Origin of the sequence: Streptomyces sp. NPDC023838 (assembly GCF_040639555.1) — a bacterium.
GTDB lineage: Bacteria > Actinomycetota > Actinomycetes > Streptomycetales > Streptomycetaceae > Streptomyces.
Genome location: NZ_JBFAAD010000011.1, coordinates 26243 through 49375 on the forward strand (window position 1 = coordinate 26243; position 23133 = coordinate 49375).

The 23133-nt window shown below is 73.0% G+C and carries 17 protein-coding genes; 10 read left to right on the plus strand and 7 right to left on the minus strand.

Annotated features, from left to right (window positions below; translation table 11 throughout):
- Positions 1 to 13 precede the first annotated feature (13 nt).
- Positions 14 to 1795 carry an ABC transporter ATP-binding protein gene (locus AB0G17_RS16020; protein WP_361381843.1) on the minus strand — a complete coding sequence of 594 codons (1782 nt, stop codon included), beginning with the start codon at positions 1793 to 1795 and terminating at the stop codon, positions 14 to 16.
- Positions 1792 to 3627, minus strand: a complete 1836-nt coding sequence (locus AB0G17_RS16025; RefSeq protein WP_361381846.1) for an ABC transporter ATP-binding protein — start codon at positions 3625 to 3627, stop codon at positions 1792 to 1794. Before AB0G17_RS16025 ends, AB0G17_RS16020 begins: the two co-directional genes overlap by 4 nt.
- A 185-nt stretch (positions 3628 to 3812) precedes the next feature.
- Between AB0G17_RS16025 and AB0G17_RS16030 the strand changes: the two genes are divergently transcribed.
- A complete protein-coding gene (locus AB0G17_RS16030; RefSeq protein ID WP_361381849.1) occupies positions 3813 to 5426 on the plus strand; it encodes a peptide-N4-asparagine amidase in 1614 nt (537 codons plus the stop codon).
- 48 nt (positions 5427 to 5474) lie between these two features.
- Here AB0G17_RS16030 and AB0G17_RS16035 read toward each other — a convergent pair whose 3' ends face one another.
- The 3 genes from AB0G17_RS16035 to AB0G17_RS16045 all read right to left on the minus strand — a co-directional run bounded on the left by AB0G17_RS16035 (position 5475) and on the right by AB0G17_RS16045 (position 10558).
- Positions 5475 to 6908: a Gfo/Idh/MocA family oxidoreductase gene (locus AB0G17_RS16035; RefSeq protein WP_361381852.1), complete on the minus strand. Its 1434-nt coding sequence runs from the start codon at positions 6906 to 6908 to the stop codon at positions 5475 to 5477.
- A gap of 235 nt (positions 6909 to 7143) precedes the next feature.
- On the minus strand, positions 7144 to 10101 hold the full coding sequence (locus tag AB0G17_RS16040; protein WP_361381855.1) for an FAD-binding and (Fe-S)-binding domain-containing protein: 2958 nt from the start codon (positions 10099 to 10101) through the stop codon (positions 7144 to 7146).
- 13 nt (positions 10102 to 10114) lie between these two features.
- Positions 10115 to 10558, minus strand: coding sequence for a MarR family transcriptional regulator (locus tag AB0G17_RS16045; RefSeq protein WP_361381858.1), 444 nt, complete (start codon positions 10556 to 10558; stop codon positions 10115 to 10117).
- A gap of 142 nt (positions 10559 to 10700) precedes the next feature.
- Here AB0G17_RS16045 and AB0G17_RS16050 point away from each other — a divergent pair, with 142 nt between their 5' ends.
- The gene (locus AB0G17_RS16050) at positions 10701 to 12506 is read left to right on the plus strand and encodes an ABC transporter ATP-binding protein (protein WP_361381861.1); all 1806 of its coding nucleotides are present in this window, start codon (positions 10701 to 10703) and stop codon (positions 12504 to 12506) included.
- A gap of 81 nt (positions 12507 to 12587) precedes the next feature.
- Here the strand turns inward: AB0G17_RS16050 and AB0G17_RS16055 are convergent, their stop codons facing one another.
- Complete coding sequence (locus AB0G17_RS16055; RefSeq protein ID WP_361381864.1) at positions 12588 to 13670, minus strand: NAD(P)-binding domain-containing protein; 1083 nt, start codon at positions 13668 to 13670, stop codon at positions 12588 to 12590.
- A gap of 130 nt (positions 13671 to 13800) precedes the next feature.
- Here AB0G17_RS16055 and AB0G17_RS16060 point away from each other — a divergent pair, with 130 nt between their 5' ends.
- Positions 13801 to 14220: a secondary thiamine-phosphate synthase enzyme YjbQ gene (locus AB0G17_RS16060; RefSeq protein WP_361381867.1), complete on the plus strand. Its 420-nt coding sequence runs from the start codon at positions 13801 to 13803 to the stop codon at positions 14218 to 14220.
- Positions 14221 to 14229: 9 nt separating this feature from the next.
- Here the strand turns inward: AB0G17_RS16060 and AB0G17_RS16065 are convergent, their stop codons facing one another.
- Positions 14230 to 14817 (minus strand): TetR/AcrR family transcriptional regulator, encoded by a 588-nt coding sequence (locus AB0G17_RS16065; protein WP_361381870.1) that lies wholly within the window; start codon positions 14815 to 14817, stop codon positions 14230 to 14232.
- A gap of 246 nt (positions 14818 to 15063) precedes the next feature.
- Here AB0G17_RS16065 and AB0G17_RS16070 point away from each other — a divergent pair, with 246 nt between their 5' ends.
- The 7 genes from AB0G17_RS16070 to AB0G17_RS16100 all read left to right on the plus strand — a co-directional run bounded on the left by AB0G17_RS16070 (position 15064) and on the right by AB0G17_RS16100 (position 23109).
- Entirely contained in the window at positions 15064 to 15627 is a 564-nt protein-coding gene (locus tag AB0G17_RS16070; RefSeq protein ID WP_361381873.1) for a 2Fe-2S iron-sulfur cluster-binding protein, read from the plus strand.
- A complete protein-coding gene (locus tag AB0G17_RS16075) occupies positions 15624 to 16616 on the plus strand; it encodes a xanthine dehydrogenase family protein subunit M (protein WP_361381876.1) in 993 nt (330 codons plus the stop codon). The genes AB0G17_RS16070 and AB0G17_RS16075 overlap by 4 nt, the downstream gene beginning before the upstream one ends.
- Complete coding sequence (locus AB0G17_RS16080; protein WP_361381879.1) at positions 16613 to 18778, plus strand: xanthine dehydrogenase family protein molybdopterin-binding subunit; 2166 nt, start codon at positions 16613 to 16615, stop codon at positions 18776 to 18778. Before AB0G17_RS16075 ends, AB0G17_RS16080 begins: the two co-directional genes overlap by 4 nt.
- On the plus strand, positions 18771 to 19979 hold the full coding sequence (locus AB0G17_RS16085) for an XdhC/CoxI family protein (protein ID WP_361381882.1): 1209 nt from the start codon (positions 18771 to 18773) through the stop codon (positions 19977 to 19979). The genes AB0G17_RS16080 and AB0G17_RS16085 overlap by 8 nt, the downstream gene beginning before the upstream one ends.
- Before the next feature lie 183 nt (positions 19980 to 20162).
- Complete coding sequence (locus AB0G17_RS16090; protein ID WP_361381885.1) at positions 20163 to 20633, plus strand: toxin; 471 nt, start codon at positions 20163 to 20165, stop codon at positions 20631 to 20633.
- Positions 20634 to 20755: 122 nt separating this feature from the next.
- A complete protein-coding gene (locus AB0G17_RS16095) occupies positions 20756 to 21970 on the plus strand; it encodes an MAB_1171c family putative transporter (protein WP_361381888.1) in 1215 nt (404 codons plus the stop codon).
- Positions 21967 to 23109 carry a DNA-binding protein gene (locus AB0G17_RS16100; protein ID WP_361381891.1) on the plus strand — a complete coding sequence of 381 codons (1143 nt, stop codon included), beginning with the start codon at positions 21967 to 21969 and terminating at the stop codon, positions 23107 to 23109. Before AB0G17_RS16095 ends, AB0G17_RS16100 begins: the two co-directional genes overlap by 4 nt.
- Positions 23110 to 23133: the final 24 nt, after the last annotated feature.

Below are 23133 nucleotides of genomic sequence, written 5' to 3' on the forward strand. Positions count from 1 at the left end.
CCTCGACAGAGCCTCACCCGTGCCAGGACCGCCACAGCGCCGCGTACGCCCCGTCCGCCTCGACCAGCGCGTCATGGCTGCCCAGCTCGCTGATGCGGCCGTCCTCGACCACCGCGATCACGTCCGCGTCGTGCGCGGTGTGCAGCCGGTGCGCGATCGCCACGACCGTACGGCCGTCCAGCACCCGGGCCAGCGAGCGCTCCAGGTGGCGCGCCGCGCGCGGGTCGAGGAGCGAGGTCGCCTCGTCCAGGACCAGCGTGTGCGGGTCCGCGAGGACCAGCCGGGCCAGCGCGATCTGCTGGGCCTGGGCCGGGGTGAGCGAGAGCCCGCCCGAGCCGACCTCGGTGTCGAGCCCCTCGTCGAACGCCCGCGCCCAGCCGTCCGCGCCGACCGCGCCCAGCGCCGCCCACAGCTCGGCGTCCGAAGCGCCCTGCCGGGCCAGCAGCAGGTTGTCCCGCAGAGAGCCCACGAACACGTGGTGCTCCTGGTTGACCAGCGCCACGTGCTCGCGCAGCCGCTCGGCGGGCATCCGCGACAGCTCGGCCGCGCCGAGCGTGACCCGGCCCTCGCGCGGGGCGTAGATGCCCGCGAGCAGCCGCCCGAGCGTGGACTTGCCCGCGCCGGACGGGCCCACCAGCGCCAGCCGGGTGCCCGGCGCCACCGACAGGGACACCTGGTGCAGTACGTCCACACCCTCGCGGTAGCCGAAGCGCACCTCGTCCGCCTCGACGTCCCGGCCCTCCGGGCGCACCTCGGTGTCGCCCGCGTCAGGCTCGATGTCCCGCACGCCCACGAGCCGGCCCAGCGAGACCTGGGCCTCCTGGAGCTCGTCGTACCAGCGCAGGATGAGCCCGACCGGCTCGACGAGCATCTGGGCCAGCAGCGCGCCCGTCGTCAGCTGCCCGACCGTGAGCCAGTCGTGGAGGACGAACGTGCCGCCGATCATCAGCACCGCGAGCATGATCGTCATATGTGTGACGCTGATGACCGGGAAGAGCACCGACCGCAGCCACAGCGTGTACCGCTCCCAGGCCGTCCACTCGGTGATGCGCTGCTCGGACAGCGCGATCCGGCGCTCGCCCAGGCGGTGCGCCTCGACGGTCCGGCCCGCGTCCACGGTCTCGGCGAGCACGGCCGCGACCGCCGCGTACCCGGCCGTCTCCGAGCGGTACGCCGAGGGCGCCCGCTTGAAGTACCAGCGGCACCCGGCGACCAGGAGCGGCACCGCGAGCAGCACCGCGAGCGCCAGCGCCGGCGCGGTGACGCCGAGCGCGCCGACGAGCAGCAGCGCCCACACCAGGCCGATGGCCAGCTGCGGCACGGCCTCGCGCATCGCGTTGGACAGCCGGTCGATGTCCGTGGTGATCCGGGAGAGCAGATCGCCGGTGCCCGCGCGCTCCAGCACGCCCGGCGGCAGCCCCACCGACCGCACCAGGAAGTCCTCGCGCAGATCGGCCAGCATCTCCTCGCCGAGCATCCCGCCGCGCAGCCGTACGAGCCGCACGAACACGGCCTGCACGATCAGCGCGACCGCGAACAGCGCGACCGTGCGCCCCAGATGGAGGTCACGCGCGTCGTTCGACAGGTCCTCGACGAGGCCGCCGAGCAGGTACGGGCCGACCATCGAGGCGATCACGGCGACGGCGTTGACGCCGACGAGCAGCGTGAAGGCCTTGCGGTGACGCCGCATCAGCTCGGTCACGTACGCCCGGACGGTCGCCGGGGTGCCGACGGGCAGGGTGGTGGCCGACTGCGGGGCCGCCGGGTCGTACTCGGGTGGTGCCACGCCGATCATGCCGTCTCCTCCCACTTCTCCAGTGCTTTCGTCTCGTCGTCCGTCTCGCGGGTGACCACCGCCCGGTAGCGGGTGTCGGTGTGCAGCAGTTCGCGGTGCACCCCGACCGAGACGACCTCGCCGTCGTGCACGAGGACGACCCGGTCCGCCAGGTCGAGCAGCAGCGGCGACGATGAGAACACGACCGTCGTACGGCCCGCGCGCAGCCGCTTGATGCCGCCCGCGACCCGGGACTCGGTGTGCGAGTCGACCGCCGAGGTCGGCTCGTCCAGGACGAGCACCTCCGGGTCGGTCACCAACGACCGGGCCAGGGCGAGGCGTTGGCGCTGGCCGCCGGAGAGCGACCGGCCGCGCTCGGTGATCCGGGTGCGCATCGGGTCGCCGTCGGCGTCCACCGACGCCTGGGCCAGCGCGGCGAGCACGTCGTCGCAGTGCGCCGCCGCCAGCGCCTCGCCGGGCGCGACCCTCCCGGACGAGGGCACGTCCAGGAGCTCGTGGAGCGTGCCGGAGAGCAGCACCGGGTCCTTGTCCTGGACCAGGACGGCGGTCCGTGCCGCGTGCAGCGGCAGCCCGTCGAGCGCGACCCCGCCGAGCAGGGCGGACGGCAGGTCGTCGGCCTCGGCGGCGTGCCCGCCCAGGCGTTCGGCGAGCCGTCCGGCCGCGTCCGGGTCGCCGCACACGACGGCCGTGAACCGGCCCTCGGGCGCGAGCAGCCCGGTCGCCGGGTCGTACAGGTCGCCGGACAGCCCCTCGGCGGCGAGCCGGGAGGGCTCTGCCGGCGGCTGTGCCGACGGCGTCCGGGACGGCACCCCCGTGTCCGTCCCGGACGGGTCCGTGGCCCGCTGAAGCGCCAGCACGCGGGCGGTGCGCTTGGCGGAGGGCCGGGAGAAGGAGTACGCCATGGCGATCTCCTCGAAGTGGCGCAGCGGGTACAGCATCAGCGTCACCGCGCTGTAGACGGTGACCAGTTCACCGACCTGGATCCTGCCGTCGCGGGCCAGCGTCGCCCCGTACCAGACCACCGCGATCAGCAGGAGCCCCGGCAGCAGCACCTGGACGGCCGAGATCAGCGACCACATGCGCGCGCTGCGCACGGCGGCCCTGCGGACCTCCTGGGAGGCCTCGCGGTAGCGGCCGAGGAAGAGCTCCTCACCGCCGATGCCGCGCAGCACCCGCAGCCCGGCCACCGTGTCCGAGGCCAGCTCGGTCGCCCGGCCCGCCTTCTCGCGCTGGGTGTCGGCCCGCCGGGTGGCGGGCGGCAGCAACGGCAGGACGGCCAGGGCCAGTACGGGAACGCCGATGGCGACCACGACGCCGAGCGCCGGCTGGTACAGCACCAGACCGACGCAGATGATCACCAGTGTGGCGGCCGCCGCCGCGAACCGCGACAGCGCCTCCACGAACCAGCCGATCTTCTCGACGTCACCGGTGGAGACCGCGACGACCTCGCCCGCCGCGACCCGGCGCGTCAGCGCCGAGCCGAGCTCGGCGGTCTTGCGCGCGAGCAGTTGCTGCACGCGCGCGGCGGCCGTGATCCAGTTGGTCACCGCGGTGCGGTGCAGCATGGTTTCGCCGAGGGCGATGGCCGCGCCCAGCAGCGCGATGAGGCCGCCCGCGAGTGCGAGCCGCGTCCCGGAGCGGTCGATCACGGCCTGGACGGCGACGCCCACGCCGAGCGGCAGCCCGGCGAGGCCGCACTGGTGCAGCAGGCCCCAGGCCAGCGATTTGAGCTGTCCGCCGAGCTGGGCCATGCCCAGCCACAGCAGGAAGCGGGGACCCGAGCGGACGTCCGGTTCGCCTGGATCCGTATAAGGAAGATCGCGAATCTGCATGACGTCCCAAGGATCGGAAGGAGCGGTTCGGGAGACTGGTTCGGGAAGAGTGGTTCAAACCGTGCAAGGTTCGCCTTTTCGCGGGGCCCGGGGCAATTGATTTTTCCGCCCGGGCGGCCGGAACACGCCAAGACCGCCGGTCAGCCCCTGGCGCGCGGGGCGCGCGCACGCTTCACTCCTGACCCATGAGACCACAGAGGATCATGTCCATGATCGGCGGAGTGGTGCTCGCGGCCGGGGCGCTGCTCGGCACGGGCCCGGCCGCCGTGGCCGCACAACCGGCTGAGCCCCCCGCCGAGTTCGGCACCGACTGGCACGACCCGGTCACCGCCGCGCCGCCGGTCGCCGTCCCGCACGCCCGCAGCTGCCAAGTGACCCTGGCGCAGGCGCAGTTCCGCGACTTCACGCCGTACAAGGGGAGTTACGCGCCGCCCAAGGGGTGCGGCGACCGGTGGAGCAAGGTGGTGCTGCGGCTCGACGGCAACGTCAAGGGCAGGCAGTACGACCGCCTCGGCTATCTGCACGTCGGTGGCGTCGAGGTGCTGCGGACGTCGACCCCCGAGCCCTCGCCGGACGGCATCGCCTGGAACGTGGAGAAGGACGTCACCCGCTACAGCGACACCTTCCGCTCCGCGCAGCCCGTCGAGATGCTCATCGGCAACGTCGTCGACGAGACGTACACCGGCGTGATCGACGTCAAGGTCACGCTGACGTTCTACGCGGCCGAGGGCCGGGTGAAGCCCGCCGCCGCACCGGACAAGGTGCTGCCGCTGGACGGGACCGCGCTGACGACGCCGCGCAACTCCGAGCGGATCGTCGCCGAGGTGTACGCGACCGGCTCGGGCGGCGGCTGCGAGGAGTTCTGGTACCTCGCGGTGCCGGACCCGGCGCCCTACTCCTGCAAGGCGGCCGCGGGCCCCAACCGAGAGGTGCGGATCAAGGTCGACGGGCAGCTCGCCGGAATCGCCTCGCCGTTCCCGAACGTGTGGACCGGCGGCTGGTCCAACCCGTTCCTCTGGTACGTCGTCCCGGCGCCCCACGCCTTCGACGTACGGCCGATCGAGTACGACCTGACGCCGTACGCGGCGCTGCTCAACGACGGCCGCGCGCACCGCGTCGAGGTGTCCGTCGCCGGGGTCCCCGAGGGGCAGTCCGGCTGGTCGACGCCGGTCAACGTCCTGGTCTGGCAGGACCGGGGCAGCGAGGTCGTCACCGGGGCGCTCACCCGCCACGACGAGAGCGCGCCCGCCGACTCCACCACCTATACGCCCGGAACCGAACCGCGCCTCGACGCCAAGGCGAACCACCGGCTGACCACGGCGGGCTATCTGAACACCTCGCACGGCCGGGTCACCACCACGGTCGCCCGCGGCGTCACCGCCGACACGGTCCACCGCTGGACCGAGGGCGAGAACACCGACGCCCTGAAGGGGAGTTGGAGCGACGACAGCGCGGTCACCACGGACGGGCGCGGCCCGGCCGTCACCGCGCGCGTGCACCGTACGTACACGATGGACGGCACCACCACCATCGGCGCGGACAACCGGCTGCGGACCGTGATCACCCTCGGGGACCTCGCGGACACCGCCACCCTGCGCGGCGGCCGGGCCACCTCGTTCTCGTACCTGGACGACACCTACCGGGGTGACGCCTCCTGGACGCTGAACGTCCCGCGCGATCAGCGCCACGCGACCGGCACCTCCGCCGAGCGCTACCGCCTGTACGGCTCCGACGGCTGCTACGACCGCAGCCTCAAGACCGCCCAGGGCACCCTCACCGAGGACCTGCGGCGCTGCTGACGGCGGGTGCGGGGCCCGTGCTCGCCGCCAAGCACGGGCCCCGCGGTCTCAGGCCTCCGCCGGCTTCTCGGAGTCCATGCCGGGGCGGGGCTTGTGCCACTCGCCGCGGGTGAAGTCGGGGATGTGCTGGGGCGCGCCGTTCGCCTTGCGCGAGAGGTGGCTCAGCGGCACCGGCGCCGACCAGGTGGCCGCGTCGTACACGTCGAAGTCGGGGACGAGCCCGAGGCGCATGCACTGCATCAGCCGGAACACCAGCATGTAGTCCATGCCGCCGTGCCCGCCGGGCGGGTTGGCGTGCTCCTTCCAGAGCCAGTGGTCCCACTCCGCGTACTTCGAGAAGTCGCCCCAGTTGTCGTCGTGCTGGTCCGGCTCGAGGTAGATCCGCTCCGGGTAGTCCTCGAAGAGACCCTTGGTGCCGCCGAGGCTGTTGATCCGGCTGTAGGGGTGCGGCGTCGACACGTCGTGCTCAAGGCGGATCACCCGGCCCTTGGCGGTCTGCACCAGACTGATCGCCCGGTCGCTCTCGATGTACGACTCCTTGAAGCTCGGGTCGCCCTCGGGCATGTGGGCCGCGCGGTACTCGGCGAGGCCGAGCGCGGGCGTGCCGACGCTGACGATGGACACCACGCGGTCGCCGCGGTTGACGTCCATGTAGTTGGCGACCGGGCCGAAGCCGTGGGTGGGGTAGAGGTCGCCGAGCAGCCGGGTGTGCCACAGGCGCCGCCAGGGCCCCTCGTAGTACTTCGGGTCGAACATCAGGCCGCGCAGATCGTGGATGTACGCGCCCGCGCCGTGCAGCAGTTCGCCGAACTTGCCCGCGTGCGCCATCCGCAGCACCCGCATCTCGTTCCTGCCGTAACAGCAGTTCTCCAGCTGCATGCAGTGGCGTCTGGTGCGCTCGGAGAGGTCGACCAGCTCCCACAGCTGGTCCAGGCGCATCGAGGCCGGGCACTCCACGCCCGCGTGCACGCCGTGGAGCAGAGCCGCCTTGGTGATGTCGAAGTGGGTGTCCCAGGGCGTGGCGATGTGGACGAAGTCGATGTCGCCGCGCCCCAGGAGCTGTTCGTAGTCGTGGTCGCCGTTGAGGTAGACGGCGGGCGCGGGCTGGCCCGCCGCGGTCACCTTGGCGGCGGCGCTCTCCGCCTTGGCCTTCACCGGGTCGCAGAGGGCCACCACCCGCACCCCGGGGACGGCGAGGTAGAGGTCGATCATGCTCCCGCCGCGGTTGCCGAGGCCGATCAGGCCCACCCGGACCGTGGAGCGCCGCTGGAACGGCACCCCGATCATGGTCCGGCCCTGCCGCTTCGGCGCGGGCGCCTCCTGGGCCCCGGCCGGGCCCTGTCCGGCTCCCTCGGGCCGCTCGGCGGCGGAGGCGCTGCCCGTGCCCAGGGCGCCGATACCGATCCCGGCGCCCGCGGCACCCGCGGCCCCCAGGACGGAACGTCGGCTGATGTCGTGGTTCTGCGGAGCTGCGTCGTTCATCGAGTCTCCTGGAAAGAGAGGGAGCTGATTTCTGCGCGGCGTTACACGAACCTCGGTAAGGACCATGGTTGTTGGGGCTGCTGCCGCGCAAGGGGGCCTGTCGACGCTCGGGGCCGCCCCGGGGAGGTACACCGCTGCACCACGTCACGGTACGTCCGGATACGCCCGGGTCGTGGGAGGCGCGGTGCGGGGGCGCGGAACCGGTCGTTGACGGTTCGTCAGTGAGTTGTACGGGTCAGGTGCGCCGCAGATACTCCGGGCCGGGCCGGGTCGCCCGCTCCAGCTCCAGCAGGACGGAGACATAAGGGTGGCCGGTCGCCCGCTCCATGCCGATCTCGCACATCCGGTTCGCGGAGAGATGGGTATCGAAGTGACGGCTCGTCACCTCGGCGGCCTCCCGCGCGGTCGCCGCGCGGGTGAGCTCCTGGTGGAGCATCCCCCGGTCGCCCGCGAAGGCGCAGCACCCCGCGTCGTCCGGCACCACGACCTCCTCCGCGCAGGCCCCGGCGACGGCGCGCAGCTGCGTCTCGTCGCCCAAATGCCGCGTGGAGCAGGTCGGATGGAGCACGGCCGACCGCGCCCGGCGCACCACCGTCAGGTGCGGCAGCAGCTCCTCGGCGGCCCACACCACCGAGTCGACGACGGTCAGCGCGGCGTGCAACTCCCGGTTGTCCGCGCTGAGATACGGGACCACCTCGTGCGCGATGCCCAGGGCGCAGGAGGAGGCGTCGACCACCAGCGGAAGCGTGCCGCCGGCCGTCCACCCCCAGGCGGCCTCGACGATCCGGTTGGCCATCACGGCGTTGCCCAGCTCGTACCCCTTCGAGTGCCAGATGGTGGCGCAGCAGGTGCCGGCGACGTCCTCGGGGATCCACACCGGCTTCCCCGCGCGCGTGGCGAGAGCCACCACGGCCCGCGGAAGCGACGGGCCCCGGTGGCGCTGGGGCTCCCCGAAGATCCGGTTGACGCACGCCGGGTAGTACACCGCGTTCGCGCCCACCCGTCGCGTACGGGGCAGGACGGGGGCGGCGCCCGGGATCTCCGGCAGCCACTCGGGCAGCAGATCGGGGCGCACCGCCTTGCGGGCGAGGCCCGTCACGCGCGCGAGGGCACGGTCGCCGAGCCGGTCCCCGATGGCGCGGGCGGCCCCCACCGCGAGGCGGGCCGAGGCCTCGACGGCCATGAAGTTACGGGCGGTGAGGGCGACGGCCCGCTCCTCGCGCGGGCTGTGCCGCAGATGGCGGAAGCCCTTCATCAGCGCGCCGGTGTCGATGCCCACCGGGCAGTCGAGCGCACAGGTCGAGTCGCCCGCGCAGGTGTCCACGGCGTCGTATCCGTACGCCTCGAGCAGCGCTTCCTGGACCGGTGAGCCGTTGCTCTGGCGCATCATCTCCCGCCGCAGCACGATCCGTTGGCGGGGCGTGGTCGTCAGGTCGCGGCTGGGGCAGGTCGGCTCGCAGAAGCCGCACTCGATGCACGGGTCCGCGACCCGCTCCACCTTCGGGATGGTCTTGAGGCCGCGCAGATGGGCGCGCGGGTCGCGGTCGAGGACGATCCTCGGCGCGAGCACCCCGTCCGGGTCGATGACCTGCTTGGTCCGCCACATCAGCTCGGTGGCCCCTGGCCCCCACTCCAGCTCCAGGAAGGGCGCGATGTTGCGGCCGGTGGCGTGCTCGGCCTTCAGCGAGCCGTCGAAGCGCTCCACGGTGAGGCGGCAGAAGTCGTCCATGAACGCCGCGTACCGCTCGACGTCGGACGGGTCGGCCGCGTCGAACGCCAGCAGGAAGTGGAGGTTGCCGTGGGCCGCGTGGCCCGCGACGGCCGCGTCGAAGCCATGGGCCTCCTGGAGCGCGAGGAGCGCCTCGCAGGCCTCGGCGAGCCGTGGCGGCGGCACCGCGAAGTCCTCGGTGATCAGGGTCGTCCCGGCCGGGCGGGAGCCGCCGACCGCCGTCACGAACGCCTTGCGGGCCTTCCAGTACCCGGCGATCGCCTCCGCGTCCCGGGTGAACGCGTTGGTCACCGAGGCGACCGGCGCCACCAGGTCGAGCCCGGCGAGCACCCGGGCCGCGGCCTCCTCGTACGCCTCGCGGCCCGCCTCGTCGGGCGCGCGGAACTCCACCAGCAGCGCGGCCGTCCGCCTGGGCAGCGCGGCCCAGTCCGCGGGGACGCCCGCCACGCTCACCGAGGCGCGCAGGGTGTTGCCGTCGATCAGCTCCACGGCGCGCGCCCCGGCCTCGTTGAAGGGCGGCACCGCCGCCGCGGCGGCCGGGAGCGTGGGGAAGAAGAGCAGTGCCGTGCTGAGGTGGCGCTCCAGCGGCAGCGTGTCGAAGACGACTTCGGAGATGAAGCCGAAGGTGCCCTCGGAGCCGACCATCAGCCCGCGCAGGATCTCCACCGGCGTCGAGCCGTCGAGGAACGCGTCGAGCCGGTAGCCGTTGGTGTTCTTGATCGCGTACTTGGCGCGGATCCGGGCGGCGAGCTCCGGGTCCGCCTCGATCTCCGCCTTGAGCGCCAGCAGCCCCGCGCACAGGCGGGGTTCGGCGTGCGCCAGGTCCTGGTCGGCGCGCGGGTCGCCGGTGTCGACCACGGTGCCGCTCGCCAGGACGACGGTGAGCGAGGCGACCGTCCGGTACGAGTTGCGGGTCGTGCCCGCCGTCATCCCGGAGGCGTTGTTGGCGACGACCCCGCCGATCGTGCAGGCGAGCGCGCTGGCCGGGTCGGGGCCGAGGACGCGGCCGTGCCGGGCGAGCGCCGCGTTCACGCGCGCGACCGTGGTGCCGGGCCGCACCCGGACGCGGGCGCCGCCGTCCAGGAGTTCGACACCGGCCCAGTGGCGGCGCACGTCCACCAGGATGTCCTCGCCCTGCGCCTGGCCGTTGAGACTGGTCCCGGCCGCCCGGAAGACGACCTCGCGGCCCTTGCCGTGCGCGTACGACAGGACGGCCGAGATGTCGTCGATGTCCTGGGCGACCACCACGACCTGCGGGACGAAGCGGTACGGGCTGGCGTCCGAGGCGTACCGCACCAGGTCGGAGACCTTCCACAGCACTTTGGCGGCGCCGAGCAGCGCGGTCAGGTCGCCGCGCAGCGGCTCCGGGGTGCCGCCCGCGAGCCGGCCCGGGACGCGGTCCACGGACGCGGTGCGCCGCCCGGAGGGGCGCAGGGCTTGCGGCTTCGGCTCCAGGAGCGGCATGCGGCGGATCCCCTCAGCAGACGCGCTCCGGCACTCCGTCGACCAGAGCGGACAGCAGACCGCCGAGCACCTCGCGCTGGTCGGTGGTCAGGGGCGCCAGGATCTCCTCCGCCGCCCCCCGGCGCGCGCCGCGCAGCGAACGCAGCGTCGCCCGGCCGGCGTCGGTGAGCTCGATGCGCACCACACGGCGGTTGGTGGGGTCGGGGACCCGGCGCACGTTGCCACTCTCCTCCAGCCCGTCGACCAGGGTGGTCACGGCGCGCGGGACCACCTCCAGACGGGCGGCGAGATCGGCCATGCGGGGCGGGCTGTCGTAGTGCGCGACCGTGCGCAGCAGCCGGGACTGGGCGGGGGTGATGCCGACCGGCTCCAGGTGCTGCTTCTGGATGCGGTGCAGTCTGCGGGTGAGCCGGAGCAACTGCTCGGCCAGCACGCCGTCGGCGTCGGTGGTGCTCATACGGGAACAATATCAGGACCTTGTTCATTGTGAGTATAGGTAACAGTGAGCTATGCTCCACAAGTCTTGTCAGTGGTGTCGTCGCGGTGGCCCGAGCGGGCCCGTGGCGCCGTCCTGCCGTCTCACCCCTACGAAGGAGCCCATGCACCCCGAGGAATCCTCCTGGACGCCCCCGCCCCGTGACCGCGAGCAGCCGCCCGCCCAGACGCGGCGCATCCTGCGGCTCTTCCGCCCCTACCGCGGCCGGCTGGCGATCGTCGGTCTGCTGGTCGCCGCGTCCTCACTCGTCTCGGTCGCCTCGCCGTTCCTGCTGCGCGAGATCCTGGACGTCGCCATCCCGCAGGGCCGCACCGGGCTGCTCAGCCTGCTCGCCCTCGGCATGCTCGCGACCGCCGTCGTCACCGGCGTCTTCGGCGTCCTGCAGACGCTGATCTCGACGACCGTCGGCCAGCGCGTCATGCACGACCTGCGCACCGGTGTCTACGCCCAACTCCAGCGGATGCCGCTCGCCTTCTTCACCCGGACGCGGACCGGCGAGGTCCAGTCCCGCATCGCCAACGACATCGGCGGCATGCAGGCGACCGTCACCTCCACCGCCACCTCGCTCGTCTCCAACCTCACCGCCGTCGTCGCCACCGTCGTCGCCATGCTGGCCCTCGACTGGCGGCTGACCGCCGTCTCGCTGCTCCTGCTGCCGGTCTTCGTCTGGATCAGCCGCAAGGTCGGGCGCGAGCGCAAGAAGATCACGACCCAGCGCCAGAAGCAGATGGCCGCGATGGCCGCCGAGGTCACCGAGTCGCTGTCGGTCAGCGGCATCCTGCTCGGCCGCACCATGGGCCGCGCCGACTCGCTGACCAAGTCCTTCGCGGCCGAGTCCGAGCGCCTGGTCGACCTCGAAGTGCGCTCCAGCATGGCCGGGCGGTGGCGGATGTCGACCATAGGCATCGTCATGGCCGCCATGCCCGCCGTCATCTACTGGGCCGCGGGCCTCGCCCTGCGGGCCGGCGGCCCGACGATCTCCATCGGCACGCTCGTCGCGTTCGTCTCGCTCCAGCAGGGCCTGTTCCGGCCCGCGGTGAGCCTGCTCTCCACTGGAGTGCAGATGCAGACCTCGCTCGCCCTCTTCCAGCGCATCTTCGAATACCTCGACCTCCCGGTCGACATCACCGAGTCCGAGAACCCGGTCCGCCTGGAGAAGGCCCGCGGCGAGATCCGCTTCGAGTCGGTCGACTTCAGTTACGACGAGAAGAGCGGCCCGACGCTCAGCGGGGTCGACGTGACCGTCCCGGCCGGCGCAAGCCTCGCCGTCGTCGGCCCCACCGGCTCCGGGAAGTCCACCCTCAGCTATCTGGTGCCACGGCTGTACGACGTGACGGGCGGGCGCGTCACGCTCGACGGCGTGGACGTGCGCGACCTGGACTTCGACACCCTCGCGCGCGCGGTCGGCGTGGTCTCCCAGGAGACCTACCTCTTCCACGCCTCCGTCGCCGACAACCTGCGCTTCGCCAAGCCCGACGCCACCGAGGAGGAGCTGGAGGCGGCCGCCCGCACGGCCCAGATCCACGACCACATCGCGTCCCTGCCCGACGGCTACGACACGGTGGTCGGCGAGCGCGGCTACCGCTTCTCCGGCGGCGAGAAGCAGCGGCTCGCCATCGCCCGCACGATCCTGCGCGACCCGCCCGTCCTCATCCTCGACGAGGCGACCAGCGCGCTGGACACCCGTACCGAACACGCCGTACAGCAGGCCATCGACGCACTCTCGGCGGGCCGCACCACCATCACCATCGCGCACCGGCTCTCCACCGTCCGCGACGCCGACCAGATCGTGGTCCTGGACGGCGGCCGGATAGCCGAGCGCGGAACGCACGAGCAACTGCTCGACCAGGACGGCAAGTACGCCGCGCTGGTGCGCCGCGACGCCCGGCTGGCACCGGTCGCCTCCTGACCGGGCCTGCCGGGATACCAGGCCCGTATGACGGCGGCCACGCCCAGCTCCGGACCCGGACCCGCCTCACCCGGCAGGGCGTCAGCGAACTTTCACCGAGGCGTCGAGCAGCTTCCTGATCTCCCGCACCGCCGCCCGCCCCGCCCGGTTCGCGCCGATCGTGGACGCGGACGGGCCGTAGCCGACCAGATGCACGCGCTCGTCGCGCACCGCCCGGGTGCCGTCGAGCTGGATGCCGCCGCCCGGGGCGCGCAGCCTCAGCGGTGACAGATGGTCGATCACCGGCCGGAACCCGGTCGCCCAGAGGATCACATCGGCCTCCACGGTCCGCCCGTCGTCCCAGGTCACGCCGGTCGGCGTGATCCGGTCGAACATCGGCAGCCGGTCCAGGACCCCCTTCTCGCGGGCCGCCAGGATCGCCTCGTTCACCGGCAGCCCGGTCACCGACACCACGCTCCTCGGCGCCAGCCCCTGGCGTACGCGCTCCTCGACCATGGCGACCGCGGCCCGCCCCCACTCCTCGGTGAACGGGCCCTCCCGGAAGACGGGCGGGCGCCGGGTCACCCAGGTCGTGGCGGCCGCGTAGTCCGCGATCTCCATCAGATGCTGGGTGCCCGAGGCACCACCGCCGACCACCACCACCCGCCGGCCCGCGAACTCCTCGGGCCCGGGGTAGTTGGCGGTGTGCAGCTGGCGTCCCCGGAACGTCTCCTGACCCGGGTAGCGGGGCCAGAACGGCCGGTCCCAGGTGCCGGTGGCGTTGATCAGCGCCCGGGTGGCGTACACGCCCTCGGACGTCTCGACGCGCAGCCGCCCGCCCTCGTCCTCCCGTACGGCGCTCACCTCGACGGGCCGGTGCACCCGCAGCCCGAAGGCGTCCTCGTAGTCGCCGAAGTACCCCGCGATCACCTCCGAGGAGGGCCGGGCCGGGTCCGCGCCGGTCAGCTCCATACCCGGCAGTGCGTGCATTCCGTGCACCTTGCCGTACGTCAGCGAGGGCCAGCGGAACTGCCAGGCGCCGCCCGGCCGGGGAGCGTGGTCGAGCACCACGAAGTCGCGGTCCGGCTCGAACCCCGCCCGGCGCAGATGGTAGGCGCCGGACAGACCCGCCTGTCCGGCGCCGATGACCACCACGTCCACGTTCCGTGCCCCGAAGTCGTTCACGGTTCTACCAACCAAGGGGGGTGCGTGGATCTTCCCGGAGGGGCCCTGCCGACTCCCCTCCCGGACCCGGTCGACGCCGTCTCGCTGGACGGGCGCGCGGTCTTGGCGGAGGGGCGCGAGGATGGGGGCCATGTCCGTCTTCACGACGCGCGTCCTGCGTCTCAGCACCGGAACGTCCGAGACCGTCACCGATCTGACCCGGGAGTGCGAGCGCTTCCTCCACGAGGCGGCCGGCGGCGGCGACGGCCTCCTCAACATCTTCGTCCCCCACGCGACGGCCGGGATCGCGGTCATCGAGACCGGCGCGGGTAGCGACGACGACCTGTTGGCCGCCCTGCACACGCTCCTTCCGGCCGACGACCGCTGGCAGCACCGCCACGGCAGCCCCGGCCACGGCCGCGACCACGTCCTGCCCGCCCTGGTGCCCCCGCACGCGACGCTGCCGGTGGTCGCGGGGCGGCTGGAGCTGGGGACCTGGCAGTCGGTGTGCCTGGTCGACACGAACAAGGACAACCCGGACCGGCAGGTGCGGCTGAGTTTCCTCGGATAGGACCTGGTCCTAGCGCGCTTGGGGGCGCCCCGGTGCCCCCGCCCGCAGCCCGTCCATGACGAGGTCGAGGAGGCGGCCCGCGCGGGACTGCCAGTCGCCGTGCGGGTCGATCTGCCAGAGACCGGCGATGGCGAGGACGAAGTCGTCGGGGGTCACGCCCGGGCGGATGGTGCCGGCCTCGTCGTTCGCGTTCAGGAGCAGCGTGACGGCCGCGGTCACCGGCCCGTGGCCGAGCCCGGCGAGGGTGCCCCGGGCCGTGGCCTTGCGCATCGCTTCGGCCAGCCCCGCCTTGGCCATCGCGTACTGGGCGAGGCGGTCCATCCACTCGCGCAGGGCGCGGTCCGGGGCGCGGGTGGCGAGGAGCTGGGCCGCGGTGTCGGCGACCTGCTGTACCTCGTACCGGTAGACCTCCAGGACCAGGGCCTCGCGGTTGGGGAAGTGGCGGTAGAACGTCCCCTGCCCGACCCCCGCCTTCTTGGCGATCGCGCTGAGCGGGGCGTCGGCGGAGCGGGTGAACTCGGCGAGCGCCACCTCCAGGATGCGCTCGCGGTTCCGCTGCGCGTCCGAGCGCAACGGCGCGTCCTTCTTCTGCTGCACTCGTCCTCCTTCCGCAGGCGCGGGCACCGGCCGGTGGATGATCCCGGCGGATTCGGGTCTTGTGAAAGCGGACAGCTGTCCGTTAAGTTCGAAGCTAACGGACAACTGTCCGTTTAGGTCCACCATAGCGGCAGCCACGGCCGGTGTGGACGGCCGGCGCATGCCTGGCCGGCCTCTCTCCGCCGCGCGCGCCGCAGGTTCCCGATGGACGGCGCTTCGCATCAACCACGCGAGAGAAGGCTGCTCATGACCTCATCGACGTCCAGCGCCATCACCCTGAACATCAACGGCGAGAAGTACACGCTGCCCGTCGACCACCGCACCACCCTGCTCGACGCCCTGCGCGAGCGCCTCGATCTGACCGGTACGAAGAAAGGGTGCGACCAGGGGCAGTGCGGGGCGTGCACCGTACTGATCGACGGGCGCCGTGCCGTCTCCTGCCTCCAGCTCGCGGTGGCCGCCGAGGGGCGCGAGATCACCACCATCGAGGGCGTGGCGGACGGCGAGCGCCTCCACCCGGTACAGCAGGCCTTCCTCGACCTCGACGGCTATCAGTGCGGCTACTGCACACCGGGGCAGATCTGTTCGGCCCTCGCCGTGATCGAGGAACACGCGGCGGGCTGGCCGAGCGCCGTGACCGCCGACGTACGGCCGGAGGCGGGGGTGCCGCGACTGACCGCCGAGGAGATCCGCGAGCGCATGAGCGGCAACCTGTGCCGCTGCGGCGCCTATGTGTCGATCGTCGAAGCGGTGGCCCGGGCCGCCGAGGAGACCCAGGGCCGGTCGGCCGGTACGGAGGCGGCGGCATGAGGGAGTTCGGCTACCGGCGCGCCGTCGACGTCTCCGGCGCGGTCGCGCTGCTCGGCTCCGACCCCGAGGCGCGCTTCCTCGGCGGCGGCACCAACCTCGTCGACCTGATGAAGTCCGGCGTGGAACGGCCCGCGCTCCTCGTCGACGTGACCGAACTGCCCCTCGACCGGATCGAGACGACCGGCGACGGCGGACTGCGCATCGGCGCGACCGTCACCAACAGCGACCTCGCCGCCCACCCCGAAGTACGCCGCCGCTACCCGGCGTTGGCGCAGGCGGTGCTGGCCGGCGCCTCGGGCCAGCTGCGCAACATGGCCACGGTCGGCGGCAACCTCCTCCAGCGCACCCGCTGCGGCTACTTCACCGACCTCGCCGCCCCCTGCAACAAGCGCGTCCCCGGCAGCGGCTGCGCCGCCGTCGAGGGCGAGCACCACAACCACGCCGTCCTCGGCGCCTCCGCGCACTGCGTGGCCGTTCACCCCTCGGACATGGGGGTGGCGCTCGCGGCCTTCGACGCGGTCGTCTCGTACGAAACGGCGGACGGGCCGGGCGAGTTGCCGCTCGACGCGTTCTACCGGCCGGTCGGCGACACCCCGCACCGCGAGACCGCGCTGCCGCCGGGCGCGCTGATCACCGCGGTGACGCTGCCGCCCGCGCCGGTCGCCGCCCTCTCGAGCTACCGCAAGGTGCGCGAGCGCGCCTCGTACGCCTTCGCCATCGGCTCGATCGCCGCCGCCCTGGAGGTGCGTGACGGTGTCGTCCACGAAGTGCGCCTGGCCTTCGGGGCGGTGGCCTCCCGGCCGTGGCGAGCCCGCGCCGCCGAGCGGGCGCTGACCGGGGGACCGGTGAGCGCCGACGCCTTCGCCGCCGCGGCCGACGCGGAGCTCGCGGCCGCCGAGCCGCTGCCCCACAACGGATACAAGGTGACGCTGATGCGCAATCTCGTGGTGGCCGTGCTCACCGAACTCGCCGAGGAGGCCGTCCGATGACCACGACCACCGGATCCCCCCGGGTCACCGGCGCCGTCGGCACCGCCCACACCCGCGTGGAGGGCCGCGACAAGGTCACCGGCGCGGCCCGCTACGCCGGGGAGATCCCCTTCGCCGACCTCGCCCACGGCTGGCTGGTGGTGTCCACCGTCGCGCGCGGCCGCGTCCTCTCGGTGGAGACCGGCCCGGTCCTGGCCATGCCGGGCGTTCTCGCCGTGCTGCACCACGGCAACGCCCCGCGCGTCGACGCCGACTACCAGGGCCTCCTCGGGCGGCCCGACCCGATCGTCGCGCTCTTCCAGGACGACCGGGTGCCGTGCGCGGGCTGGCCGGTGGCGCTGGTCGTCGCCGAGACCTCCGAACAGGCCCGGGAGGCGGCGGAGGCGCTGGCCGTACGGTACGAAGTGGAGCCGCACGACATCGAGTTCGCCCCGGACCGTCCCGGCACCTATATCCCGGAGCCGCGCGAGACCATGGAAACGGACAAGGGGGACCTGGAGGGCGAACTCGCGGCGTCCGCCGTTGTCGTGGACGCCCGGTACAGCACGCCGGAGGAGCACCACAACCCCATGGAGCCGCACGCGGCGACGGTCCGCTGGGACGGCGGCCGACTGGAGGTCTTCGACTCCAACCAGGGCAGCAAGTGGGTGGCGGACGAGCTCGCCAGGCTCTTCTCCCTCGACCCGGCCTCGGTACGGGTGCTCTCCGAGCACATCGGCGGCGGCTTCGGCTCCAAGGGCGTCCGCCCCCACCAGGTGGCCGCCGCGATGGCGGCGACCGTGCTGCACCGCCCGGTCCGCGTCGTTCTGACGCGCCGTCAGATGTTCTCGCTGGTCGGCTACCGCAGCCCCACCGCCCACCGGGTCAGGCTCGGCGCCGACGCCGACGGACGGCTGCGCGCCTTCGGGCACGAGGCGCAGAACCTCACCTCGACCGTCCGCGAGTTCGTCGAGCAGAGCGCCGCGTTCGGCCGGGTGATGTACGACGCCGACGCGCACCGCACCGCCAACCGGCTCGTCCGGCTGGACGTGCCGACCCCGACCTGGATGCGCGCGCCGGGCGAGGCCCCCGGCTCGTTCGCCGTGGAGTCCGCGTTCGACGAGCTCGCCGAGCGGTGCGGCATCGACCCCATCGCGCTGCGGGCCCGCAACGAACCGTCCGTCGGGCCCGTCTCCGGGCTGCCGTTCGCGGGCCGCAAGGTGCTCGCCTGCTTCGAGGAGGGCGCCCGCAGGTTCGGCTGGGCGGAGCGCGACCCGCGACCGGGAGTGCGCCGCGAAGGGCGCTGGCTGCTGGGGACCGGCACGGCGGCGGCCACCTTCCCGGCGGGCGCCGCCCCCTCCACCGCGGCCGTGACGGCGCAGGCGGACGGCACGTTCACCGTGAGGATCTCCGCGGCCGACATCGGGACGGGCGCGCGCACCGCGCTGACCCTGATCGCGGCGGACGCGCTGGAGGTCGAGCCCGGCCGCGTCCATGTGCGCATCGGGGACAGCGACTTCGGCCCCGCGATGATCGCCGGCGGCTCGACGGGCACCCGCTCCTGGGCCTGGGCGATCACGGCCGCGGCGGCCGATCTGCGCGAACAGCTGGCACTCGGCGCCGGCATCCCGCCCGAGGGCCTCACGGCACGCTCGGACACCTCCGCCGCGATCGCCGCGCTGCCCCCGAAGGAGCGGCACTCGTACGGGGCGCAGTTCGCGGAGGTCGCCGTGGACCCCGCCACCGGCGAGATCCGGGTGCGGCGCATGCTCGGCATCTTCGCGGCGGGGCGGATCGTCAACCCACTCACCGCACGCGGCCAGTTCATCGGCGGCATGACCTGGGGCATCTCCATGGCGCTGCACGAGGAGGCGGTCCGCGACCGGGCCTCGGGCGCGCATGTGGGGCCGGACCTCGCGGCCTACCACTTCGCCGCGCACGCCGATGTGCCGCGGATCGAGGCGGACTGGGTCGACGACCCGGACGTGGACGACCCGGTCGGCATCAAGGGCATCGGGGAGATCGGGATCGTGGGGGCCGCGGCGGCGGTCGCCAATGCCGTCTGGCACGCGACGGGCGTACGCCACCGCGACCTCCCGATCCGCCCGGACCGCGTCCTGCTGGCGGGGACAGGGGCAGAGCCCGGGACCGGGGCCGGGCCGGACGGGAGCCGCGGTGCTTGACATCGCCGGGGAGCTGGACCGGTGGGCGCGGGAGGGCCGGGACTTCGCCGTGGCCACCGTGGTGGCCGTGGGCGGCAGCGCGCCGCGTGGCCCGGGCGCCGCGCTCGCCGTGGACGGCCACGGCACCGCCGTCGGCTCGGTCTCCGGCGGCTGTGTGGAGGCGGCGGTCTACGACCTGTGCGTGCAGGCGCTCCAGGACGGTGAGCCGGTGCGCGAACGGTTCGGCTACAGCGACGAGGACGCCTTCGCGGTCGGGCTGACCTGTGGCGGGGTCGTCGACGTGCTCGTCGCGCCGGTGCGGGCGGACGCGCCGGACAGGGCGGTGGTCGAGGCGGCGCTCGCGGCCGCGGCCGGGGGAGGGGCCGCAGCCCTGGCCCGGGTGGTGGCGGGTCCCGTCGGACGGCTGGGCAGAGCCCTGCTCGTACGCCCCGACGGATCGTACGAAGGCGGGCTCGGCGGGCTCCCCGGCCTCGACCGGGCCGCGGCGGCCGAGGCCCGCGCCCTGCTGGAGGCGGGGCGCACCGGCGAGTTCCACGTGGCGCAGACGGGAGAGCGCTGCGGGGTGGGCGCGCCGGACGGGCTCACGGTCGGGCTCACGGTGTTCGTCGAGTCGAGCGTGCCGCCGCCCCGCCTGATCGTCTTCGGCGCCGTGGACTTCGCGGCCGCCCTGGTGCGTACGGGCAAGTTCCTCGGCTACCACGTGACCGTCTGCGACGCGCGCCCCGTCTTCGCCACCCGGGAGCGCTTCCCGGAGGCCGACGAGGTGGTGGTCGACTGGCCGCACCGCTATCTGCGGAGCACCGGGACCGATGGGCGCACGGTGCTGTGCGTGCTGACCCACGACGCCAAGTTCGACGTCCCGCTCCTGGAGACCGCCCTGCGGCTGCCCGTCGCGTACGTCGGCGCGATGGGCTCACGGCGCACCCACGAGGACCGCGACCGCAGACTGCGCGAGACCGGCCTGAGCGAGCGCGAACTGGCCCGGCTGCGCTCGCCGATCGGGCTCGACCTCGGGGCCCGTACGCCGGAGGAGACCGCGCTGTCCATCGCCGCCGAGATCGTCGCGGCGCGGCGGGGCGGGACGGGAGTTCCGCTCACGGGTGCGCACACACCCATTCACCATGACCCGGACGAAAGGGGCACCGGCGTGGTCCTGCCCCATGCGGCCAAAGGGAACTCGCGGCAATCTTTCGCGAGTTGAGCGTATGGCATCATGGCCGCATTGTCCGCGGGGATCAGGGGCCCTGAATCACGGGCTCGTTGAATCAGTGAGGTCAATTCCGTGTTGCCTGACTCAGCGTTACCGTCACCGGAGGGCCGTCGGCGCAGGCGCCGCCTCAAAAAGGTCCGTCATACCTGTGAGGCGCTGCTGGCGGAGTGGGGCATGGAGCACGGCTGCGGCATCGAGGAACTGCACCGCTATCTCAGCGCCCAGAACCGACGGCCGATCCATCTGATTCCGATGCCGTTCCCCGAGCGTCATCTCTTCGGGCTTTGGCTGAAAATGGACGACTTCGATGTCATCGCTTACGAGAAGGCCGCATCGCAGTCACACAAGGAACACATCATCGCCCATGAGCTGGCCCATATCGCCTTCCAGCACCGCGGCTCCGTGAATTTCGACCGCGGTGACGCGGGAGAGCTGTTCACCGACGTCGAACCCGGGGCCGTCCGGAGCATGCTCATGCGCTCGCGCTACAGCGACGACGAGGAGCAGGAGGCCGAGACGATGGCCTCTTTGATTCTGGCCAGGGCCACCAAGCGGTGGCTCGAACCCGCCTGGGGCGTCCCGGACGAGGCCGCGGAGGTCGTCGCCCGGATCGAGAGCGGTGTGGGGAAACCGGACAGCGGATGAACGACAACGGGTGACGGGCGACCGGTGACGGACAACTGGCAACTGACAACCGCTGACTGACAACCGCTGACTGACAACCAGTGGCTTACAACGGGTGACTGACAACAGATGACTGACAACAGATGAACACTGTCTACGGATTGCTGGCGTGGACCTGCGCCATCGGCGGCCTCGCGGCGTTCGCGTACCGGCTGCCGGATCTGCTGCGCAGAAAGCACGACACGGCCCTGTGGGCGCTGTGCACCTATTTCCTCTGCTCGGGGATCAGCTTCCTGGTCGATCTGGACGCCCTGCGGGTGCACATCTCGGCGCTCTTCGGCCGTCCCAACGTCACCTCGCTCATCGTGCAGGTGGCGGTGGTCGTGCTCACCGCGGCCCAGCAGGTCGTCCTCGTGTACTGGTCGTGCCCGCCCGAAGAGGCCCGGCGCAGGGCCGGGCGCCGGGTGATGTTCTTCGGCGCCGCGCTCTGTGTACTTGTGGCCGCGTCCATCGCCGTCAGCCCCGTCACAAAGTCCAAGACGGCCACCTCGACGATCCTGCTCAGTATTCAGCACGGCGAATACGCCTTGTACATGTCGTTCTATTTGGTGATTTGCGCTATTGGCCAATTCGAGACCGTGCGGCTTTCCCTCCGGTTCACCAAGATGGCCAACCGGCAATGGCTCAAGGTCGGTATGCGGACGGTGACCGTCGGCGCGAGTCTGATCCTGGTCTACTGCGTCACGCGCGGCATCCAGATCGCCGGCACCCGGCTGCACTTCGACGGATCCGCCCTCGACCCCGTGCAGTGGTCGTGCGGCAGCATCGGGGCCCTGCTCCAGATCACCGGCTGGACCATCCCGTCCTGGGGGATCCACATCACCCGCGCGCTCGGCTGGCTGCGCAGCTACCGCTCGTATCTGCGACTGCGGCCGCTGTGGTGGGCGCTGTACCAGGCGTCGCCGGACATCGCGCTCGACCCGCCGCGGTGCTGGCCGCTCGACCTCATCCCGCCCCGCGATCCGCACTACAGCCTCTACCGGCGCGTCATCGAGATCCGCGACGGCCAGCTCACCCTGCGCACCTCGCTCTCCCTCGCGGACTTCGCGCGCGAGGCCCGCTCCCTCGACCTGCCCGAGGACCCCACCTCGCCCCTCGGCGAGGCGCTCCAGGTGCGGGCCGTGCTGAGCCGTCCGCCCGAGGAGCGCGCCGAGCAGGCCGACGCGTCCGACATCCCCGCACGTCCGCCGTACGAGGACTTCTGCGACGAGGTGGAGTGGCTGACCGAGGTGGCCTCCTCGTTCACCGCCCTCGCCCAGGGCCGCCCCCCGCGCGTCGAGGCCCGGGTCACCTCATGACCGCACGAACGACCCGGGCCACGTCGGCCCGCGAGGAGGCGTGCGCGGAGGGCCTCCGCACTCTGACCCCCCAGGAGCCGTGCGCGGAGGAACCCGGCAGTCTGAACCCCGAGGGCCCCAACGCCCTGTTCCCCGAGGAGGCGTGCGCGGAGGAACCCGGCAGTCTGAACCCCGAGGGCCCCAACGGCCTGTTCCCCGAGGAGGCGTGCGCGGAGGACGCCAGCACTCTGATCCCCGCCGCCCTCCGCGCGATCGAGCGCCTCGTCGCCCTCGACGCCTCGCGCGGTGCCACGGCCGCGGTGCCCGCCGTGCGCGAGGCGCTGCGCCGCATCCCGCAGCTGTCGGCCGACCCCGCCCGGCTGCGCGAAAGCGACCGCGACCGCGATCTGCTCGCCGCCCTCGCCGAGTTGAGCGAGGTGATCGGCTGGATCCTCTTCGACGCGGGCCATTACGGCCGGGCACGCCGCATGAACGCGCGGTCCCTCGCCCTCGCGGAGCTCTGCGGCGACCGGGGCACGGCCCGGCTGACGCTGCTCAACCACAGCATGCTGGAGGCCCACACCGGCCGCCCGAAGGCAGCCCTGGAGGCCGCTGCCCGGGTGGCCGGGCCCCGGCCCCTGCCCGCCCTGGTGGACAGCCTCGTCCTGGTCCGGCGGGCGCACGCGACCGCCATGCTCGGCGGAAGCCGTGAAGCCGTGGCCCTGATCTCCCGCGCCCGCAGCCGCTTCCTCGACGGCGCCTCCCCGAACGACCCGCCGTGGGCCTGGTGGATCGACCGGAACGAACTGCTCGGCCACGAGGGCTGGGTGCTGTCCCGGCTGCGCGCCTGGGACCGGGCCGTTCCCCTGCTCCACGAGGCGGCCACCGCACCCGGCCCGTCCTACCGCCACCTGTTCACCGCGGAGCTGCTGTCGGCGCTGGTACGGGCGCGGGCCTGGGGTGAGGCGGAGGCGCTGATCGCGGACGTCGCACCCCGGGCCGCCGGGATCGGCTCCGTACGCACCACCGAGACGCTCGGCGCCACGGCGGTGCGGCTGCTCGCGAGCCCCGGGGCCCCGCCGAACCTGCGGGACGCGGGCGCCTTCCTGCTGGAGTCGCTGCCCGCGCGGCCCGGCGGCCCCGCGACCCGGATCCCCTGACCCCTCGGAATCACCCCCACCACC

Excerpts from the sequence above, each read along its gene's own strand:
- AB0G17_RS16020 (WP_361381843.1), bottom strand. The coding sequence starts at position 1,795 with ATGATCGGCGTGGCACCACCCGAGTACGACCCGGCGGCCCCGCAGTCG.
- AB0G17_RS16025 (WP_361381846.1), bottom strand. The coding sequence starts at position 3,627 with ATGCAGATTCGCGATCTTCCTTATACGGATCCAGGCGAACCGGACGTC.
- AB0G17_RS16030 (WP_361381849.1), top strand. The coding sequence starts at position 3,813 with ATGAGACCACAGAGGATCATGTCCATGATCGGCGGAGTGGTGCTCGCG.
- AB0G17_RS16035 (WP_361381852.1), bottom strand. The coding sequence starts at position 6,908 with ATGAACGACGCAGCTCCGCAGAACCACGACATCAGCCGACGTTCCGTC.
- AB0G17_RS16040 (WP_361381855.1), bottom strand. The coding sequence starts at position 10,101 with ATGCCGCTCCTGGAGCCGAAGCCGCAAGCCCTGCGCCCCTCCGGGCGG.
- AB0G17_RS16045 (WP_361381858.1), bottom strand. The coding sequence starts at position 10,558 with ATGAGCACCACCGACGCCGACGGCGTGCTGGCCGAGCAGTTGCTCCGG.
- AB0G17_RS16050 (WP_361381861.1), top strand. The coding sequence starts at position 10,701 with ATGCACCCCGAGGAATCCTCCTGGACGCCCCCGCCCCGTGACCGCGAG.
- AB0G17_RS16060 (WP_361381867.1), top strand. The coding sequence starts at position 13,801 with ATGTCCGTCTTCACGACGCGCGTCCTGCGTCTCAGCACCGGAACGTCC.
- AB0G17_RS16070 (WP_361381873.1), top strand. The coding sequence starts at position 15,064 with ATGACCTCATCGACGTCCAGCGCCATCACCCTGAACATCAACGGCGAG.
- AB0G17_RS16075 (WP_361381876.1), top strand. The coding sequence starts at position 15,624 with ATGAGGGAGTTCGGCTACCGGCGCGCCGTCGACGTCTCCGGCGCGGTC.
- AB0G17_RS16080 (WP_361381879.1), top strand. The coding sequence starts at position 16,613 with ATGACCACGACCACCGGATCCCCCCGGGTCACCGGCGCCGTCGGCACC.
- AB0G17_RS16090 (WP_361381885.1), top strand. The coding sequence starts at position 20,163 with ATGGAGCACGGCTGCGGCATCGAGGAACTGCACCGCTATCTCAGCGCC.
- AB0G17_RS16095 (WP_361381888.1), top strand. The coding sequence starts at position 20,756 with ATGAACACTGTCTACGGATTGCTGGCGTGGACCTGCGCCATCGGCGGC.
- AB0G17_RS16100 (WP_361381891.1), top strand. The coding sequence starts at position 21,967 with ATGACCGCACGAACGACCCGGGCCACGTCGGCCCGCGAGGAGGCGTGC.